Source organism: Mesorhizobium sp. M0923 (genome assembly GCF_040319365.1).
Lineage (GTDB): Bacteria > Pseudomonadota > Alphaproteobacteria > Rhizobiales > Rhizobiaceae > Mesorhizobium.
Genome location: NZ_JAMYNW010000004.1, coordinates 314,722 through 331,823, shown reverse-complemented (window position 1 = coordinate 331,823; position 17,102 = coordinate 314,722). Strand labels below are relative to the sequence as shown.

Sequence of the window (17,102 nt, the reverse complement as noted above, 5' to 3'; positions counted from 1 at the left end):
TAAAGACTGGAAAAGGAGCGAAAGCCATGGCGGACGACCAGGCACGCGCCGCACTTGCGGCCATTCCGATGCTGGCCGGTTATGACGGCCCGCTGGAACGGCTCGGCGGCCTGACCAACCTCGTCTTCAGGGGTAAGGATTTCTGCCTGCGTATCCCCGGCAAGGGTACCGAGGAATACATCAACCGCGCCAACGAGGCAGTGGCGGCGCGGGAAGCGGCGAAGGCCGGCGTCAGCCCGGAAGTGCTGCATGTCGATGCCGAGACCGGCGTGCTGGTGACCCGCTTCATCGCCAGCGCCGAGACGATGTCGCCGGAAAAATTCAAGACCCGACCGGGCAGCCCGGCACGCGCCGGCAAGGCCTTTCGCAAACTGCACACATCCGGCGCGGTGTTCCCCTTCCGCTTTGAACTGTTTGCGATGATCGATGATTATCTGAAAGTGCTGTCGACCAAGGACGTCGCCCTGCCTGCCGGCTACCACGATGGGGTCCGCGAAGCGGAAACCGTGCGCTCGGCACTTGCGGCTCATCCTCTGCCAATCGTCGCCTGCCACTGCGATCCGCTCTGCGAAAACTTTCTCGATACGGGCGACAGGATGTGGATCGTCGACTGGGAATATTCCGGGATGAACGATCCGCTCTGGGATCTCGGCGACCTCAGCGTCGAAGGGCAATTCGACGCCGCGCAGGACGAGGAGATGATGCTGGCCTATTTCGGCGGCGAGCCGAGACCGGCGGAGCGCGCCCGCATCGTCATCTACAAGGCGATGTGCGACCTGTTGTGGACGCTGTGGGGCTTGATCCAGCTTGCCAACAAAAATCCGGTCGACGATTTCCGCGCCTACGCCGACGGCCGCTTCGCGCGCTGCAAGGCACTGATGGAGACGCCGGAATTTTCCCGGCATCTCGCGGCGGTGCGCCGGGGTTAATTCACACCCTTCGGCACGTTTTCGGGCGGCACCGTGTCGACCACCTTCTGGCGGTGGAAGATGAACAGGCCGGCCAGCACGACAATGGCCGAGCCGACCAGGATGCGTGGCCCAGGCACATCGCCGAAGAAGGCCGAGCCGAAGATCACTGCCCACAACAGCAGGCTGTAATGCAGCGGCGCCAAGGTCGAGGCAGGCGCAAGCTTCAATGCCCTAGTGATCATCAGATGCGCGCCGCAGGAGACAATGCCGAGAAGCAGCATGGCGCCGAAATCGAGCGAGGACGGCGTCTTCCAACTGCCGATGGTCAACGCAGCGCCGACCAGCAGCGTGCCGATGGTTTGCCAGGTGACCAGCGAGGTGTCGCTGGTGCCGCGCAGTCGCCGGTTGAGGATGATGGCGAAGGCAAAGGAAATGCTGCCGGCGAGCGCGAACATCGACGACAGCGAGAACGCGGCCGAAGACGGCTTCAGCATGATCAGCACGCCGCAGAAACCGACCAGGATAGCCGCCCAGCGGCGCCAGCCGACCCTTTCGCCAAGCAAGAAGTGCGACAGCGCCGCGACATAGATCGGCCCGGCCATGTAGAAGCTCATCACGTCGGCGAGCGGCAGATAGACGACCGCCGCGTAGAACAGCGCCGTGTCGAGCGTCGTCATCACCACGCGCAGCAGCTGCAGCTCCGGCCGCTCCATGCGAAACAGCTTGGCCGCACCCTGATGTGCAATCATCGGCCCGAGTATGAAAAAGGCGCCGATCGAGCGGATCAGCACGACCTGGCCGACGGAAAAACTGGCGACCAGCCACTTGCCCATCGCGTCGTTCAAGGCAAACAGGAAATCGCCGGCGAGCATCAGCAGGATGCCGGCCAGCAGCACGTTCCTGATCGTCGAGTTCTGGGCTGCGGGCTGCGCCATTCCGTTACCGGTTCCTCGCCGTGGCTACGGTGACCCGCGTCGTAGTCGCTAGCAGCGGCCGTGACGAGGCGAAAATCGAGAATTCGGTAAGACCAGCGCCGGAAATCGGCTGGTCTAAGCGTGGCGCCGATTCACGGTGCCCGGCCTTCCGGCGATCGAAAGCCGCGTGTCCTGCCGGCTCCGCTCGGCCACCACCTTGCCTTTGGCAATGACGCAGAGCCGCTCGGGGCGCAGGCGCAGCGCCTCGAGCGGGTTGCCGGCATCGAGAACGACCAGGCTGGCGCGCTTGCCGACGGCCAGGCCAAGGTGGTCGAGACCCATGATGGCGGCATTGACGTTGGTGACCATGTCGAAACAGCGCGCCATCTCGGCTGGGCTCGACATCTGCGCGACATGCAGGCCCATGAAGGCGACGTCGAGCATGTCTGCGGTGCCCAGCGAATACCAGGGGTCGAGCACGCAATCCTGGCCCCAGCCGACGCGGATCCCGTGCGCCAGCATTTCCTTGACCCGCGTCAAGCCGCGGCGCTTGGGAAAGGTGTCGTGGCGGCCCTGCAGCATGATGTTGATCAGCGGATTGGGGATCGCCGAAACGCCGGCCTCGGCGATCAGCGGCAACAGCTTCGAGACGTAGTAATTATCCATCGAATGCATCGAGGTGAGGTGCGAGCCGGCCACTCTGCCCTGCAATCCAAGCCGCTGCGTCTCATAGGCAAGCTGCTCGACGTGGCGCGACAGCGGATCGTCGGTCTCGTCGCAATGCAGGTCGACCATCAGGCCGCGCTCGGCCGCGATCTCGCAGAGCTCGGTGACGGAGCGCGTACCGTCGGCCATGGTGCGCTCGAAATGCGGGATGCCGCCGACGACATCGACGCCCATGTCGAGCGCGCGGGTGGTGTTGTCGCGCGCCGTCGGCGAGCGGTAAAACCCGTCCTGCGGGAAGGCGACCAATTGCAGGTCGATATACGGCGCAACCGTCTTCTTCACGTCGAGCAGCGCTTCCACCGCCAGCAGGCGATCGTCGCAGACATCGACATGGGTGCGGATGGCGAGCAGGCCCATCGACACCGCCCAGTCGCAATAGGCAAGCGCACGGTCGCGCACCGCCTCGTGGGTCAGAAGCGGCTTCAGCTCGCCCCACAGAGAAATGCCTTCGAGCAACGTGCCCGAGACATTGATGCGGGGAATGCCGAGCGAAAGCGTGGCGTCCATATGGAAATGCGGATCGACGAAAGGCGGCGAGACCAGATTGCCATGGGCATCGATCGCCGTGCCGGCGCTGATGTTGAGCTCAGGCTCGATCGCCGCGATCGTCTCGCCGACGATGCCGATATCGGCGATCCTGCCGTCGGGCAGCGTCCCGCCGCGCACCACAAGGTCGAAATCCATTTATCGCCACCTCGTTGAAGAATGATGCCTATTCCGGCACGTACCGCACCGCACCCTTGGCAGCACTGGTTGCCATCGCCGCATAGGCGCGCAAGGCCATCGTCACCTTGCGCTTGCGCTTTTCCTCGGGCTTCCAGGCAGCCGTTCCCTTCGCCTCCATCGCCGCGCGACGGGCGATGAATTCCGCGTCGTCGACAGCCAGCCGGATGGTGCGGTTGGGGATGTCGATCTCGATCGTGTCGCCTTCCCTGACCAGCCCGATCAGCCCGCCTTCCGCCGCTTCCGGCGAGACGTGGCCGATCGACAGGCCGGAGGTGCCGCCGGAAAAGCGCCCGTCGGTGATCAGTGCGCAGGCTTTGCCGAGACCCTTCGATTTAAGATAGCTGGTCGGATAGAGCATTTCCTGCATGCCGGGGCCGCCGCGCGGCCCTTCATAGCGGATGACGACGACATCGCCGGCCTTGACCTCGTTCGACAGGATCGCCTTGACGCTGGCATCCTGGCTTTCGAACACTCTTGCCGGACCGGTGAATTTCAGGATCGATTCATCGACGCCGGCAGTCTTCACGATGCAGCCGTCGAATGCGAGATTGCCTTTCAGCACGGCGAGGCCACCATCCCTTGAGAAAGGATGTTCGGCCGAGCGGATGACACCTTTCTCGCGGTCGAGATCGAGATCATCCCAGCGGCGGTCCTGGCTGAACGCGACTTGCGTCGGCACGCCGCCGGGTGCCGCCAGGAAGAAATCGCGGACATTCTGGCTGGTGGTGCGCGAGATATCCCAGTGGTCGAGCGCTTCGCCGAGGCTCGCGGTGTGCACCGTCGGCAGGTCGCGGTTGATCAGCCCGGCGCTATCCAGCTGGCCGAGGATCGCCATGATGCCGCCGGCGCGGTGGACATCCTCCATGTGGACGTCGGCCTTGGCCGGAGCCACCTTGCAAAGCACCGGTACCCGCCGCGACAGCCGGTCGATGTCCTCCATGGTGAAGTCGACCTCGCCCTCATGTGCTGCGGCAAGGATGTGCAGCACGGTGTTGGTCGAACCGCCCATGGCGATGTCGAGCGTCATGGCGTTCTCGAAGGCGCCCTTCGAGGCGATGCTGCGCGGCAGCGCGGTGTCGTCGTCCTGCTCGTAATAGCGCTGGGCGAGATCCACGATCAGATGGCCGGCCTCGACGAACAGGCGCTTGCGGTCGGCGTGCGTCGCCAACGTCGAGCCGTTGCCGGGTAGCGAGAGGCCGAGCGCCTCGGTCAGGCAGTTCATCGAATTGGCGGTGAACATGCCCGAGCACGAGCCGCAGGTCGGGCAGGCCGAGCGCTCGATGATCTTGACGTCCTCGTCGGAGATCTTGTCGTCGGCGGCGGCGACCATGGCGTCGACTAGGTCGAGCGCCTGGCTCTTGCCGGCGAGCACCACCTTGCCGGCCTCCATCGGTCCGCCGGAGACGAAGACAGTCGGGATGTTGAGGCGCAGCGACGCCATCAGCATGCCCGGCGTGATCTTGTCGCAATTCGAGATGCAGACCATGGCGTCTGCGCAATGCGCGTTGACCATGTATTCGACGGAATCGGCGATCAATTCGCGCGACGGCAGCGAATACAGCATGCCGTCATGGCCCATGGCGATGCCGTCGTCGACGGCGATGGTGTTGAATTCTTTGGCGACGCCGCCGGCCTTCTCGATCTCGCGGGCAACCAGCTGGCCGAGGTCCTTGAGATGGACGTGGCCCGGCACGAACTGGGTGAAGGAATTGACCACGGCGATGATCGGCTTGCCGAAATCCGAATCCTTCATCCCGGTGGCGCGCCACAGGCCGCGGGCGCCGGCCATGTTGCGGCCATGGGTGGTGGTGCGGGAACGGTAGGCGGGCATTGAACTGTCCTTGCTGTCTGCGTCGCACCCAAAGGTGCGGAAAACCGGAATTGAGCCGCAGGCCTTATAGACGCCACGCTCTGGTCTGGCCACAATTTTGCGCTGCGCCAGGTAGCGGAACGAACGGCCAGCCAAAGACGCAGCCGGTCCAGACCGCAAAAAAGTCAGAGGTGCTGTCGGATCGTGTTTTACTCGAGCGTCCTTGGGCAGACGGCAGGAGCGGGGCATCAATCACCAGCCGGCCGTTTCGAAAGCAAACAAACCAGCCCGAGGAGCAAGAGAATGCAAAAGATCACCACCTGCCTGTGGTTCGACGACCAGGCCGAGGAGGCCATGAACCACTACGTTTCCATCTTCAAGAATTCGAAGGTGCTGAGCGTGATGCGCTGGCCCAAGGGCAGCGGCGATCGTGAGGGCAAGGTGCTGATGGTCTCATTCGAGCTCGACGGCGTTCCGTTCCAGGCCCTCAACGGCGGCCCGCAATTCAAGTTCACCGAGGCGGTCTCGCTCTCCATCGACTGCAAGACGCAGGAAGAGGTCGACTATTTCTGGGACAGGCTCATCGCGGGCGGTGGCGAGCCCAGCCAGTGCAGCTGGCTGAAGGACAAATTCGGCCTCTCCTGGCAGGTCGTTCCCGAGCAGCTGCCCAAACTGCTGTTGGACCCCGACAGGGAAAAGGCCGGCCGCGTGATGCAGGCGATGATGCAGATGACCAAGATCGACGTCGCCAAGATCGAAGAGGCGGCCAAGGCGTGAACGAACGCGATCTTCCCTTCTCCCCCTGTAAGGCAGGGCTATCGCATATGAGTGATGGCATTGATGAGATAGTCGTCGTTCCAGGCGCATTTCTTGATGCGATGGCTGATGGGAACTTTGGCAGCATCGGCGGCCTGAAGGATGTTTCTGGCGAGGCGATTGAGAAGGGCTGTGTTGGCGGGAGCATTGTCCTTGCGGGCACGGCTGAGATCCTCATCGAGATGGACATCGAGCATCCAATGCAGGCCGTTCTCGATCTGCCAATGAGCTCTGGTGAGGTCGAGCGCCCGCTGCGGCGACATGAGCGTGGAGGCCATGAACAGGCGCATCAAAGGTCTGGCCTGATCGCGCCGGCTGGTGATGCGGATGAAGGCCTGGTGGCGAGGCATCAGCGGCTCGGCCGCCGCCACGATCTCGGCCTGCCGCCACTCGTTGCGGCCGTGGCTGGTCTCGGTGCGCTCGGCAATGGAAGGGGTGGCGTCGGCCAGTTGCAGGTTGGCGCGGCGCAGCCAATGACGACGGTTGCCCTTCAGCGCAAGCAGGTAATCGCCACCTCTTTGGGTAATGGCCGCAGCCATGCGGGTGTGGCAGTGGAGCGCATCGGCGGTGACCAATCTGCCCGTAAGATCAATGAGTTCGACGACCTTGAGCGCGGCCTCGACTTCGTTCTCACCATCGCTCGGCGAGACTGCCGCCAGGCACAGCCGGGTCTCGGCGGCGAAGGCCGACACCGTCAACGGCGGACTGGCTGCCAAGCCCTTCTCGTAGGCCCGCCGCAAAGCCTTGCCGTCAAGCGACACCACCTCGGGCGTCTCTCGGCTGGTTCGGGCGAAAGCTGCGGCAAAGGCAGCAAAGGCGCGACCGAAGGCCTCCGGGTCGAGCAGGCGCAGCAGCCGCGAGAAGGTGTCGTGGCTGGGGGCTGCGTCATAGTCGATCAGCCGCGACAGCGCCTGCTTGCGCTCCTGCGCGAGCAGGGCAAATTCCGTCGCATTGCTGGCGCCGCACAGGCTTGCTGCGATCATCATCACGATCAGGTCGCCAAGCCGGTGCGTGGCGTTGGGCGCGCGTGGATCAGGCACCGCGCCAAAGTAGCTCTCGAGGCAGGAAATGGCAGTCGCTCCTTCGCTCAACTGCCTCTCCAAAGAATCCTTTCTCAGCCTAAACTCAACCCCAAAATCGCCATATGCGATTCCCCTGCCCTGTAAGGGGAGAAGGTGGATCGGCGCAAGGCGCCGAGACGGTTGAGGGGTGTTGGACGGAATGAGACGTTGGTGTTTCCTGGAACACCCCTCATCCGTCGCCTTCGGCGACACCTTCTCCCGCAAGGGGAGAAGGAAAGCGCCGCATCAAGCCGCTCTGTCGCGGACCTGGTAATCCTTCACCGCCGCGAAGCGGATCGCCTTCCAGCGTTCGGCTTCGTAGTTTAGCGAGAAGGCGTGCTGGGCGAGGAACACTGGATCATTGTCGAGGTCGCGGGCGATGTCGCCGCGATGCGCTTCGATGAAGCGCTGGAATTCGGCCCTGTCGTCGGCCGATATCCAGCGGCAGACGGAAAAGCGCGACATCTCGAAATCGACCGGCAGCGTGTATTCGAAGTTCAGCCGCTCCTTTAGCACGTCGAGCTGCAGGGCGCCGACGACACCGACGATGGCCGGCGAGCCGTCCTCCGGCGAGAACAATTGCACGACGCCTTCCTCGGCCATCTGATGCAGCGCCTCCTTGAGTTTCTTGGCTTTCATCGCGTCGCCGAGGCGAACGCGGCGCAGGATTTCAGGCGCGAAATTCGGCACGCCGCGAAACAGGATCTCCTCGCCCTCGGTCAGCGTGTCGCCGATGCGCAGCGTGCCGTGGTTGGGGATGCCGACGACATCGCCGGCAAACGCCTCGTCGGCGGTGACGCGGGTGCGGGCGAAGAAGAATTGCGGCGCCGACAGGCTCATCGGCTTGCCCGTGCGCACCAGCTTGGCCTTCATGCCGCGCTCGAGCTTGCCGGAGCAGACCCGGACGAAGGCGATGCGGTCGCGGTGGTTGGGGTCCATATTGGCCTGGATCTTGAAGACGAAGGACGTCATCTTGTCCTCGGTCGCCTCGACCTTGCGGCTGTCGGCCTCCTGCGCACGCGGCGGCGGCCCATAGGCGCCGAGCGCCTCGATCAGGTCGCGCACGCCGTAATTGCGCAGCGCCGAGCCGAAATAGACCGGCGTCAGATGGCCCTCGCGGAAGGCATCGAGGTCGAGCGGGCGGCAGGCTTCGCGCGCCAGCTCCAGCTCTTCGATGAAAGCCTCGCGCTCGTTCTCCGGCAGCAGGCCGGCAACGCGGTTGGAATCGGGGCCGTGGACCGGCGTGCGCTCCTTTTCGGCGTCGCCCTTGCGCACCGCGTTCAGCGCCAGATGGTAGGTGCCGGAAAAGGTCTTGCCGCGGCCGATCGGCCAGGTGATCGGTGCTGTGTCCAGCGCCAACTTCTGCTCGATCTCGTCGAGGATATCGAACGGGTCGCGGCTTTCGCGGTCCATCTTGTTGACGAAGGTGATGATCGGGATGTCGCGCAGCCGACAGACCTCGAACAGTTTCAGCGTGCGCGGCTCGATGCCCTTGGCGGCGTCGATGACCATGACCGCACTGTCGACCGCCGACAGCGTGCGATAGGTGTCGTCGGCGAAATCCTCGTGGCCTGGCGTGTCGAGCAGGTTGAAGACAGTGTCCTCATATTCGAACGTCATCACCGAGGTGACCACCGAAATGCCGCGCTCGCGCTCGATCTTCATCCAGTCGGAGCGGGTCTGGATACGGTCCTTCTTGGCCTTGACCTCGCCGGCAAGCTGGATCGCGCCGCCGAACAAAAGCAACTTTTCGGTGAGCGTGGTCTTGCCGGCGTCGGGGTGCGCGATGATCGCGAAAGTGCGGCGGCGCGATACCGCTTCTGTAATCATTTCGGACATTTTTCAGGATTTCCGTGTGAGGCCGGGCTTCTAGCAGCGGAGTGCAGAGCTGTCGACCTCTCCGGCGGCAGTGGCCATGCTCCGGCGTCAGGCCGGTTCGGTCGCACGGCTCTCAGTGGCTATCTCGGGAATCCACTCGGCAATTGCGGTGCCGATCTTGTCGGCATGGTCCTCCTGCAGATAATGCGCGCCGGGTCCGAGATCGATCAGGCGGCAATTCTTCAGCCCAGCCGCGAATTCCCGGGCCGCCTGCGGCGAGACGAGGGCGCCGGGATCGCCTGAGAAAAGCAGCTTCGGGTAGGAGGAAGCCCGGAGCGCCCAATGGTCGTGCTCACTGATGGCGGTGACATCGGCAGGCTGGCCTTCGATCGGCAGGTCGCGCGGCAGCCGCAGGACCGGCTTGCGCGATTGCGGTGTCGGGAAGGGCGCCCGGTAGGCGGCCATTTCCTCATCGCTCATCGTGCGCAGCACAGCGGCCGGCAGCACCCTTTCGACGAAGACGTTGTCTTCCAAGACAAGCTTCTCACCGACGCCAGGCGTGCGCATTGCCTTGAACAATTCGCGCGCCTGCGGACGCTGGTGGAAATCGTCCCAGCTCTCGAAGGGGCGGATGAATTCCATGAAGGCGAGTCCGAGGATCCGCTGCGGCCGCCGGGCCGCGAGATGGAAGGCGAGTGCGGTGCCCCAGTCCTGCGCGACGACCACCATGTCGGCGACGCCAAGCGCCTCAAGGAAAGCATCGAGATACCGGACGTGGTCGAAGAAGCGATAGTCGATGTCCGGCTTGCCGGACTGGCCATAGCCGATCAGGTCGGGTGCGATGCAGCGGCCGAACGGCGCCACATGCGGGATGATGTCGCGCCAGACGTAGGATGACGTCGGGTTGCCGTGCAGGAAGATTGCCGTCGGGCCAGCCGTGCCTGCCTCGACATAGGAGATGGTGGAATCGAGTACCGCGACTTGCGAGCGCGGCAACATTGTGCGGGATTGCTGCTTTTCGAGTTTCGGGTTCATCGGATCAGCTCCTTTTTGCGAAGACTGTTTTGAAGACGATATTCTTGAAACGCTCGAGCGGCTCGGGACTGCGCTCCACCTTCATGCGCAGCATCGCGCCTTGCCAGGAACTCAAAAGGAAATCGGCGAGATCCTCGGCATCGAACGCGTCGGTGATATCGCCGGCCGCCTGGCCTTCGGCGATGCATTCGGCAAAGGGCTTACGCCAGCGTTCGAAAATGGCGACGAGTTGTAGCCTCAGCGCCTCACTGTGAGCCGCCGTCTCGAGGCTGAGATTGCCGATCATGCAGCCCCGTGCCCAATCATGCGCCTCCAGCTTCGACGTGATGATTTCGAGATAGCGGCGCAAGCGCCCGACCGGGGGCGTGCCGTCTCGGGCGAGGGCCTGCTCCACCAAGCCGCTCACATAGGCGAAATAGCGGTCCAGCACCTCGCCGGTGAACGCCTCCTTGGAGGCAAAATGATTGGTGAAGGACCCCGGGCGGGCATCGGCCGCGGCGACGATGTCGCGTACGCCGGCGGACGAATAGCCGGAATTCCAGATGGTTTTGAAACCGGCGTCGAGAAGTTTTTCGCGAAGTGAATGTCTGGCCATATCGATACAATACGTACGTACGTATTAAAGTCAAGAAGCATATTTGATACCGCGCGCTCTTGGCAGAACCCACGGGCAATGGCATCGCGGTGGTGGCGTTGGAACGAGGAGTGAAGCATGACAGAGGCGAAAGAAGTGATTGTCACCGGCGCCGGCATCATGGGCGCCTCCATCGCTTGGCACCTGACCAAGGCCGGAGCAAAGGTGACGGTCATTGCCGGCAGCGGCGCCGGCGGCGTCGCGACGCCGAATTCCTTTGCCTGGATCAATGCCAGCTGGGGCAATCCGGAGCCCTATTTCCGGCTGCGCATTCGGTCGATGGCCGAATGGACGCGACTGGCGAACGAGGTGCCCGGCATCCCGTTGCAATGGTGCGGCGGCCTGTGCTGGGACCTGCCACGTCCCGAACTTGAGGCCTATGCGGCCGAGCACTCCGCCTGGGGCTACGGCATCGAGCGTGTCGACCGTGCCGGAGCTGCGCGCATCGAGCCCAATCTGACCGAACTTCCCGATTTCGCCCTTTATGTCGCCGAGGAAGGTGTCGCCGAGCCGGTCGCCGCCACGCAAGCACTGCTGGCCGACGTCGAACGGCGCGGCGCGCGGCTGCTGACAGGAGTTACCGCGACCGCGCTTGTGCGGGCCAACGGCCAGGTCTCCGGTGTCGACACATCCGCCGGGCGGATTGTTGCCGACGAGGTGGTGATCGCGGCCGGAGCCGGCTCTCCGGCACTAGCGGCAACAGCCGGGATAGAACTGCCGATCGGGACACCGCCCGGCCTGATCGTGCATTCGCGCCCCTACCAAAAGCTGCTCAACGGCCTGGTGATCGGCGACCGACTGCATATGCGCCAGACCGCGGAAGGCCGCATCATCGCCGGCTCGGATTTCGGCGGCGCCGATCCCGGCATGGATGCCGCGGCGACCGCCCGCGACCTGTTTGCGGCGATGAAGGCCATGCTGCGCGGCGCAGATGGGCTGGAACTCGATTTCCACACCATTGGCTACCGGCCGACGCCGGTCGACGGCTTTCCGATCATCGGCCGCGCCGAAGGCGGGGGCGGCGTCTACGTCGCCGTTATGCATTCCGGCATCACGCTGGCACCGGCCGTCGGCCTGTTCGCCGCCCGCGAGATCCTCGACGGCGATCGCGATCCGCTGCTTGATCCCTACGGGCTGGCGCGGTTTACTCAATAACCGGGCGGGCGGCGAAAGCCGCCGGCCAGCGGCTCGATTGCCCTGGCGATCCCGAGCAGGCGCGACTCCGACCAGCGTTTGCCAACAAGCTGTAGTCCGATGGGCAGGCCATTGCTGTCCTGTCCGCGGGGCAGCGACAGTGCGGGATGGCCGCTGTAGTTGAACACCGCGCCATAGGCCGGCAGCATCCAGTAGCTTTGCTCGCTATCGTCGACCTCGATCGGCGTTCCCGGCTCGCAATGCGGGAAGGCGGTGACCATTGCGACCGGGCACAGCAAGGCGTCGCAACCGTCGAAGAACCGATCCCACGCCAGGATGGAGCGGTCGCGGCGGGCGAGCGCCTCGAACCAGCGCGAGACCGGCGTCGGCTTCTCCGGTGGTTCGGGCTGCGCCGCCTCCAGCATCATGCCGATCAGGACGCCGCCCTGCTCCAGGTCGTCGTGCAGGTCGAGCTCCGGCAATTTGGCTTCCTCGACGATGGCGCCCGCGGCCTGAAGCTCTTTTGCCAGACTTTCGACCACCGCGCTGATCTCGCCGACCACCGGAAAGCCCGGAAAGGACGGCGCGATGGCGATGCGCAAATTCCTGAGATCCAACTCCGGCATGCTTTCGACCGGTACCGGCGCAAGGTCGGTGTCGCTTCCATCCGGCCCGGCAATGAGGCGGTAGATCAGTACCAGGTCTTCGACGCTGCGCGCCATCGGTCCGAGGCAGGAGATCCGCCGGACGCTGCGCGGCGCGCCGCCTGGATCGGGGAAGGCGCCGGCGAGCGAGACGCGGTGCTCGGTCGGCTTGAGGCCGTAGACGCCGCAAAAGGCAGCGGGCAGCCGGATCGAATCCTGCATGTCGGTGCCGACCTCGAACGGCGTCATTCCAGCGCTGAGCGCCGCCGCCGCACCGCCACTGGAGCCGCCGGCGGTGCGCTGGAGGTCCCAAGGATTGCCGGTACGGCCGAACAGCGGATTGCTCGACTGCCAGTCACTAAGCATTGTCGCCACGTTCGTCTTGCCCACCAATATGCCGCCTGCCGCCTTCAGCCGTGCAACGACTGGACTGTCTGCCCTCGCGGCATAGTCGGCGAAGGCCGGGAAGCCGACAGTGGTTCTCATGCCCGCGGTTTCGTGCGTGTCCTTCAGTGTGAACGGCACGCCGTGCAGCGGCCCAAGGGCTTCGCCGCGCGCCTGCGCTTCGTCGGCCTTGCCGGCGCGCTGCCGCGCACCTTCCCGATCGAGGGTTACGACGGCATTGACCGCCTCATTGTGCCTGTCGATCTGCGCCAGATGCGCGTCCAGCGCTTCCACAGCGGAAATCTTGCGGTCACGAATGGCGGCAACCAATTCTGTGGCGGAGGAAAAGGCGAGGTCCATGACCAATACTCCGGCTTGCCAGCGGCGCCAGCCTCACCAAATGGCGGGCAACGGCGCGTCTTCAAGCCGAGTTCAGCATTCGAGGACAGGCGGTGCTTGATCGGAATTGCGCTGCCTGCTGCAATCGGCGCTGTCCTGCGACGCGTAGCGAGGAATCTACACGGCCAGCGCCAGCTTTGCCGCGGCGGGCACAAACGGACGAATGCTCATGCCGTCTCTGCCGATGGTGACGAAGCTCGAGGGCGGAATCGCCTGCCAGTCGCTGCCGTCGCGGTCGAAGGGTTCCGACACGACGCAACGGCCTCCGCCATTGCGGAAGGCGGACGTGTAGAGCGTCGGCGCGTGGCCGTCGCTCGTATAGCGCACCGCGTAAAGCGATTGTCCGTCGGAAAAAGCCGCCGTCAATTTCAGCGCCGGCTCGAAGCCGCCGCGGCGCGAGGCGTCGATGACGCGGCTGGTGGCGCGCGATACGGCGCCCTGCGGATCACCTGCCAGGTCCTCTTCGGTCATCATCAGAAAGAACAGTTCCGAATCCGTGGCGCCCTCACGCTGGTCGAAGGCGGCGTCGGAGAGCGAATTCTCCAGCGCGCGACGGATCTTTTCGAAGCCGCCGATCTGGCCATTGTGCATGAACGACCAGCGGCCCGAAATGAACGGATGACAGTTCATGCGGCTGGTGGCGCCACCGGTCGAAGCCCGGATATGGGCGAGGAACAGGCCTGACTTGATCTGCCGGCACAGGCTTTTCAGATTGGGGTCCGACCAGGCCGGCAGGATGTCGCGATAGAGGCCGGGCTCCGGTCGGTCGCCATACCAGGCCAAGCCAAAACCATCGCCATTGGTCGGCGATTTGGCTTCCTGGGCGCAGTGGCTCTGGGCGATCAGCGAGTGGCAGGGCGCCGTGACGATGTCTTCGAGAAAGACGGCTTCGCCGAGATAGGCGGCCCACCGGCACATAGCGCCTAACGTCCCCTGTTATGCGTCCGCTCGTAGAGCTCACGGATGATGCCGCTTGCCGTGGTCTCGAACAGAAACGGCAAGAAAGCATGAATGAGCGCGGCAAAAGCCGCCATGAACAATCGCGACGAGAACCATGCGGCGAAAGCCATATGGCCGAAATAACTCTCGCCGACCGCAGCCGGGTGAGAGGTGAAAAGTCTTGCGAGCCGTGCGGTCATGTCGGTCCCTCCTGCCAGCATGAAGAGCCGACGATGAATATCCTGGCATGGGTGTTCGGTTCATCGGTCCCAAATTGTCCTTGTGAAAGGCTGAATTTTGGGACAAACATCCCACATGACGCCGGAAATCGACGAAATAGACCGGAGATTGCTGGCCGAGCTGCAGCGCGACGGCACGCTGTCCGTCGACCAGCTCTCGGCAAGAATATCGCTGTCGCGCAATGCCTGCTGGCGCCGGGTCAAGCGGCTGGAGGAAGACGGCGTCATCACCGGCCGCGTGGCGCTGGTCGACGCCGACAAGCTCGGGCTCGGCCTTTCCGTGTTCATCCTGATCCGCACCTCGAATCACGATCCCGACTGGCTGCAAAAATTCCGGGCGGCGGTGACCGGCTTTGCCGAGATCACCGGCGCCTACCGCATGTCCGGCGATCTCGACTATGTCTTGCGCGCCCGTGTCGCCGACGTCAAAGCCTATGACCGGCTCTATCAGCGGTTGATCGCCAAGGTGGCGTTGTCGGACGTTTCGGCCTCGTTCGTCATGGAAGAGATCAAGGAGACCACGATCGTTCCGATGGAACTGCGCTGAGGCGGAACTGCGCTGAAAGAAAGCCGTTGATAGCATTGTCGCCGAGTTGACTGGACCGGCGTTCGCGACGATAGGATCAGCCTTATGCGCGCAGCACTTTATCCCACCTCCGTCATCGGTCCGGCTGTCGGCTTCGTCAGGCTGCCGCATGGCGAGGGATTGCCGCTTCCCGCCTATGAGAGCTCGGGCGCCGCCGGCATGGACCTGCGCGCCGCCGTCCCGGACGACAGGCCGCTCTTGATCCTGCCGGGAAAGCGCGCACTGGTGCCGACCGGCCTGGTCCTGGAAATTCCCGAGGGCGTCGAAGGCCAGGTCCGGCCGCGTTCGGGCCTCGCCTTCAAGCACGGGCTCACCTGCCTCAACACGCCCGGCACCATCGACAGCGACTATCGCGGCGAGGTCAAGGTGCTGCTGATCAATCTCGGCGACGAGGATTTCGCGGTAACGCGCGGCATGCGGATTGCCCAGATCGTCTTCGCCCCGGTGACGCAGGCGACCGTCGAGGAGCGCACATTGGCCGGCGGCACAACGCGCGGCTCCGGTGGCTTCGGATCGACCGGCACGGCCTGATGAGCGCGGCGAAATGAAGATCCCCAAGCTCGTCATCTTCGATTGCGACGGGGTTCTGGTCGACACCGAGAACCTGGCCAACCGGCGCCTCGCCGAATGGTTGAGCGCGGCAGGCTTTCCGGCCAGCTTCGAATATTGCCGCAAGAATTTCTCCGGCCGCAGCATGGTCTCGGTGCAGAAGGAAGTCGAGGCGACCGGCGTCAGCCTCGGCGCCGATTTTGTCGAGCGCTGGAACGCCGGCCTGCCGGACCTGTTCGCGCATGGCGTCGAGGCCATCCCCTACGTTCGCGAGTTCATCGAAACCGTGCACGCCGCCGGCATCGCCACCTGCGTCGCCTCGTCGGCACGGGTATCGAAAATGCACATCACACTCGGTCTGACCGGGCTGCTGCCGCTGTTCGAGCATGCGCTGTTCAGCTCGACCATGGTCTCGCGTGGCAAGCCGTTCCCCGACCTCTTCCTGCATGCGGCAGCGACGATGGGCTTCGCGCCCGCCGATTGCATCGTCATCGAGGACAGCGTCGCCGGGACGGCAGCCGGCATCGCCGCCGGCATGCGCGTCTATTCCTACCACGGCGACCCGCTTTCCGACCGCGACGGACTGAGCGAAGCCGGCGGCATCCTGTTCGACGACATGCGTGAACTGGCCGGGCTGGTGCCGATCCACTAATCGCCTTTGCGCAGGCTGTACGCGCTCGATCTCAGACCGGGCGTGACGCTCCAAGTACTCGGTCGACCGTGTCGCGTATAAGACTGCGCAGATTGGCCGGCCTGTCGAGATGACTGACGACAAGGAGTCCGTCCGCCGCCACCGTTAGCGCGTCCGCGGTGCGGTCCGGATGGGAATTTGCGTCCGCGATCAGCAGATCCCTTAGGATGCCCCACTTCCAGTGACGATGCTTATCGATCGCCTGGCGAACCGGGCTGCTGGGATCGGGGTATTCGGCAGCGGCATTCTGGAACGGGCAGCCGCGGTAGCCCGGCTGATCCGCCGCATCGGCGATGAGATCGAATATGGCAAGGATCATCTGGCGAGGTGGCCGCCGGCCAAGTCTCGCGATGGCCGCCCGTCCTCCCTTGCTGAGCTCCTCGATGTAGGCGCGGACGAGGTCGTCCTTGGCCGCGAAGTGATGATAGAACGTCGCCTTGGCAACGCCGGCTTCGGCGATAATGCGGTCGATGCCGACTGCACGGACCCCCTCCAGACAAAACAGCGCGGTCGCCGTATCGAGGATGCGGCGGCGCGCAAGGCTTTCGGGGCGATCGTTGATTCGGGCTGTGGACATGCCTTGACTGTATAGCAGACAGGTCTGTATATCTACACATGTAGACAGACAGGTCTACCTGCTAACGAAGGAAGGCGAAACATGGCTTCGATAGTCAGGGAAATCATCGTAGATGCTCCACCGGAAAGCGTATGGGCGACAGTCGGCGACTTCGCCGGCGGGCGCCCAACGGATAGCCCCAGGCGTTTTCGTCGACTGCCGGGTGGAGGAGGGCGACGTGCGGGCCCTTATGTTCGCCGACGGCAAGATTGTGCGAGAGCGGCTCATCGCTCGCGACGAGCAGAGCCGGCGGATCGTGTGGGGATGGCTCGGCAACGAGGTCACCCACGATAACACTTCCATGCAGGTCTTTGCCGAGGGCGAGGGCCGGAGCCGCCTGGTCTGGATCCACGACACTCTGCCCGACGAACTCGGCGCGTGGCTCGCAGCCGCCATGGATCACCTGGTGCCGGTTTTCCAGCAGACCCTGGCGACCGAAGCCAAGCCAACATAGTGAGGCAACGCCAGGT

General features: G+C 64.1%; 18 protein-coding genes. 7 read left to right on the top strand and 11 right to left on the bottom strand.

Annotated elements, in window-relative coordinates; all coding sequences use genetic code 11:
• The first annotated feature begins 26 nt into the window (after positions 1–26).
• Positions 27–929 (top strand): phosphotransferase, encoded by a 903-nt coding sequence (locus tag NKH89_RS09615; protein WP_352495762.1) that lies wholly within the window; start codon positions 27–29, stop codon positions 927–929.
• On the opposite strand, the gene NKH89_RS09610 is transcribed toward NKH89_RS09615, so the two are convergent.
• The 3 genes from NKH89_RS09610 to ilvD all read right to left on the bottom strand — a co-directional run bounded on the left by NKH89_RS09610 (position 926) and on the right by ilvD (position 5,108).
• Positions 926–1,846 (bottom strand): DMT family transporter, encoded by a 921-nt coding sequence (locus NKH89_RS09610; RefSeq protein WP_352495763.1) that lies wholly within the window; start codon positions 1,844–1,846, stop codon positions 926–928. The two genes, NKH89_RS09615 and NKH89_RS09610, sit on opposite strands and share 4 nt — an antisense overlap.
• 114 nt (positions 1,847–1,960) lie before the next feature.
• Positions 1,961–3,235 (bottom strand): amidohydrolase family protein, encoded by a 1,275-nt coding sequence (locus NKH89_RS09605; protein ID WP_352495764.1) that lies wholly within the window; start codon positions 3,233–3,235, stop codon positions 1,961–1,963.
• A 28-nt stretch (positions 3,236–3,263) separates the two neighbouring features.
• The gene (gene ilvD / locus NKH89_RS09600; protein WP_352495765.1) at positions 3,264–5,108 is read right to left on the bottom strand and encodes a dihydroxy-acid dehydratase; all 1,845 of its coding nucleotides are present in this window, start codon (positions 5,106–5,108) and stop codon (positions 3,264–3,266) included.
• A gap of 282 nt (positions 5,109–5,390) precedes the next feature.
• On the opposite strand from ilvD, the gene NKH89_RS09595 reads away from it, so the two are divergent.
• Positions 5,391–5,864 (top strand): VOC family protein, encoded by a 474-nt coding sequence (locus NKH89_RS09595; RefSeq protein WP_023717939.1) that lies wholly within the window; start codon positions 5,391–5,393, stop codon positions 5,862–5,864.
• 38 nt (positions 5,865–5,902) lie between these two features.
• Here the strand turns inward: NKH89_RS09595 and NKH89_RS09590 are convergent, their stop codons facing one another.
• The 4 genes from NKH89_RS09590 to NKH89_RS09575 form a co-directional block, all read right to left on the bottom strand.
• The gene (locus NKH89_RS09590; protein WP_352908654.1) at positions 5,903–6,994 is read right to left on the bottom strand and encodes an ISAs1 family transposase; all 1,092 of its coding nucleotides are present in this window, start codon (positions 6,992–6,994) and stop codon (positions 5,903–5,905) included.
• Positions 6,995–7,210: 216 nt separating this feature from the next.
• A complete protein-coding gene (locus NKH89_RS09585) occupies positions 7,211–8,803 on the bottom strand; it encodes a peptide chain release factor 3 (protein ID WP_352908652.1) in 1,593 nt (530 codons plus the stop codon).
• Between the two features lie 87 nt (positions 8,804–8,890).
• A complete protein-coding gene (locus NKH89_RS09580) occupies positions 8,891–9,817 on the bottom strand; it encodes a haloalkane dehalogenase (protein ID WP_352908650.1) in 927 nt (308 codons plus the stop codon).
• A 4-nt stretch (positions 9,818–9,821) separates the two neighbouring features.
• A complete protein-coding gene (locus NKH89_RS09575) occupies positions 9,822–10,412 on the bottom strand; it encodes a TetR/AcrR family transcriptional regulator (RefSeq protein ID WP_352484939.1) in 591 nt (196 codons plus the stop codon).
• 117 nt (positions 10,413–10,529) lie between these two features.
• Between NKH89_RS09575 and NKH89_RS09570 the strand changes: the two genes are divergently transcribed.
• Positions 10,530–11,606, top strand: coding sequence for an NAD(P)/FAD-dependent oxidoreductase (locus NKH89_RS09570; RefSeq protein WP_352484938.1), 1,077 nt, complete (start codon positions 10,530–10,532; stop codon positions 11,604–11,606).
• Here the strand turns inward: NKH89_RS09570 and NKH89_RS09565 are convergent.
• The 3 genes from NKH89_RS09565 to NKH89_RS09555 all read right to left on the bottom strand — a co-directional run bounded on the left by NKH89_RS09565 (position 11,600) and on the right by NKH89_RS09555 (position 14,151).
• Complete coding sequence (locus NKH89_RS09565) at positions 11,600–12,973, bottom strand: amidase (protein ID WP_023717934.1); 1,374 nt, start codon at positions 12,971–12,973, stop codon at positions 11,600–11,602. The genes NKH89_RS09570 and NKH89_RS09565 overlap by 7 nt on opposite strands.
• A 156-nt stretch (positions 12,974–13,129) precedes the next feature.
• Complete coding sequence (locus tag NKH89_RS09560) at positions 13,130–13,930, bottom strand: class II glutamine amidotransferase (RefSeq protein ID WP_352484936.1); 801 nt, start codon at positions 13,928–13,930, stop codon at positions 13,130–13,132.
• Positions 13,931–13,935: 5 nt separating this feature from the next.
• Positions 13,936–14,151, bottom strand: coding sequence for a DUF6356 family protein (locus NKH89_RS09555; protein WP_023717932.1), 216 nt, complete (start codon positions 14,149–14,151; stop codon positions 13,936–13,938).
• Between the two features lie 115 nt (positions 14,152–14,266).
• Here NKH89_RS09555 and NKH89_RS09550 point away from each other — a divergent pair, with 115 nt between their 5' ends.
• The 3 genes from NKH89_RS09550 to NKH89_RS09540 all read left to right on the top strand — a co-directional run bounded on the left by NKH89_RS09550 (position 14,267) and on the right by NKH89_RS09540 (position 15,977).
• The gene (locus NKH89_RS09550; RefSeq protein WP_023717931.1) at positions 14,267–14,737 is read left to right on the top strand and encodes an Lrp/AsnC family transcriptional regulator; all 471 of its coding nucleotides are present in this window, start codon (positions 14,267–14,269) and stop codon (positions 14,735–14,737) included.
• An 84-nt stretch (positions 14,738–14,821) separates the two neighbouring features.
• Positions 14,822–15,307: a dUTP diphosphatase gene (gene dut / locus NKH89_RS09545; RefSeq protein WP_023717930.1), complete on the top strand. Its 486-nt coding sequence runs from the start codon at positions 14,822–14,824 to the stop codon at positions 15,305–15,307.
• Between the two features lie 13 nt (positions 15,308–15,320).
• A complete protein-coding gene (locus NKH89_RS09540) occupies positions 15,321–15,977 on the top strand; it encodes an HAD family hydrolase (protein ID WP_023717929.1) in 657 nt (218 codons plus the stop codon).
• 31 nt (positions 15,978–16,008) lie between these two features.
• Here the strand turns inward: NKH89_RS09540 and NKH89_RS09535 are convergent, their stop codons facing one another.
• On the bottom strand, positions 16,009–16,593 hold the full coding sequence (locus NKH89_RS09535) for a TetR/AcrR family transcriptional regulator (RefSeq protein ID WP_352908649.1): 585 nt from the start codon (positions 16,591–16,593) through the stop codon (positions 16,009–16,011).
• A gap of 229 nt (positions 16,594–16,822) precedes the next feature.
• On the opposite strand from NKH89_RS09535, the gene NKH89_RS09530 reads away from it, so the two are divergent.
• A complete protein-coding gene (locus NKH89_RS09530; protein ID WP_352908648.1) occupies positions 16,823–17,086 on the top strand; it encodes an SRPBCC family protein in 264 nt (87 codons plus the stop codon).
• Positions 17,087–17,102 lie beyond the last annotated feature (16 nt).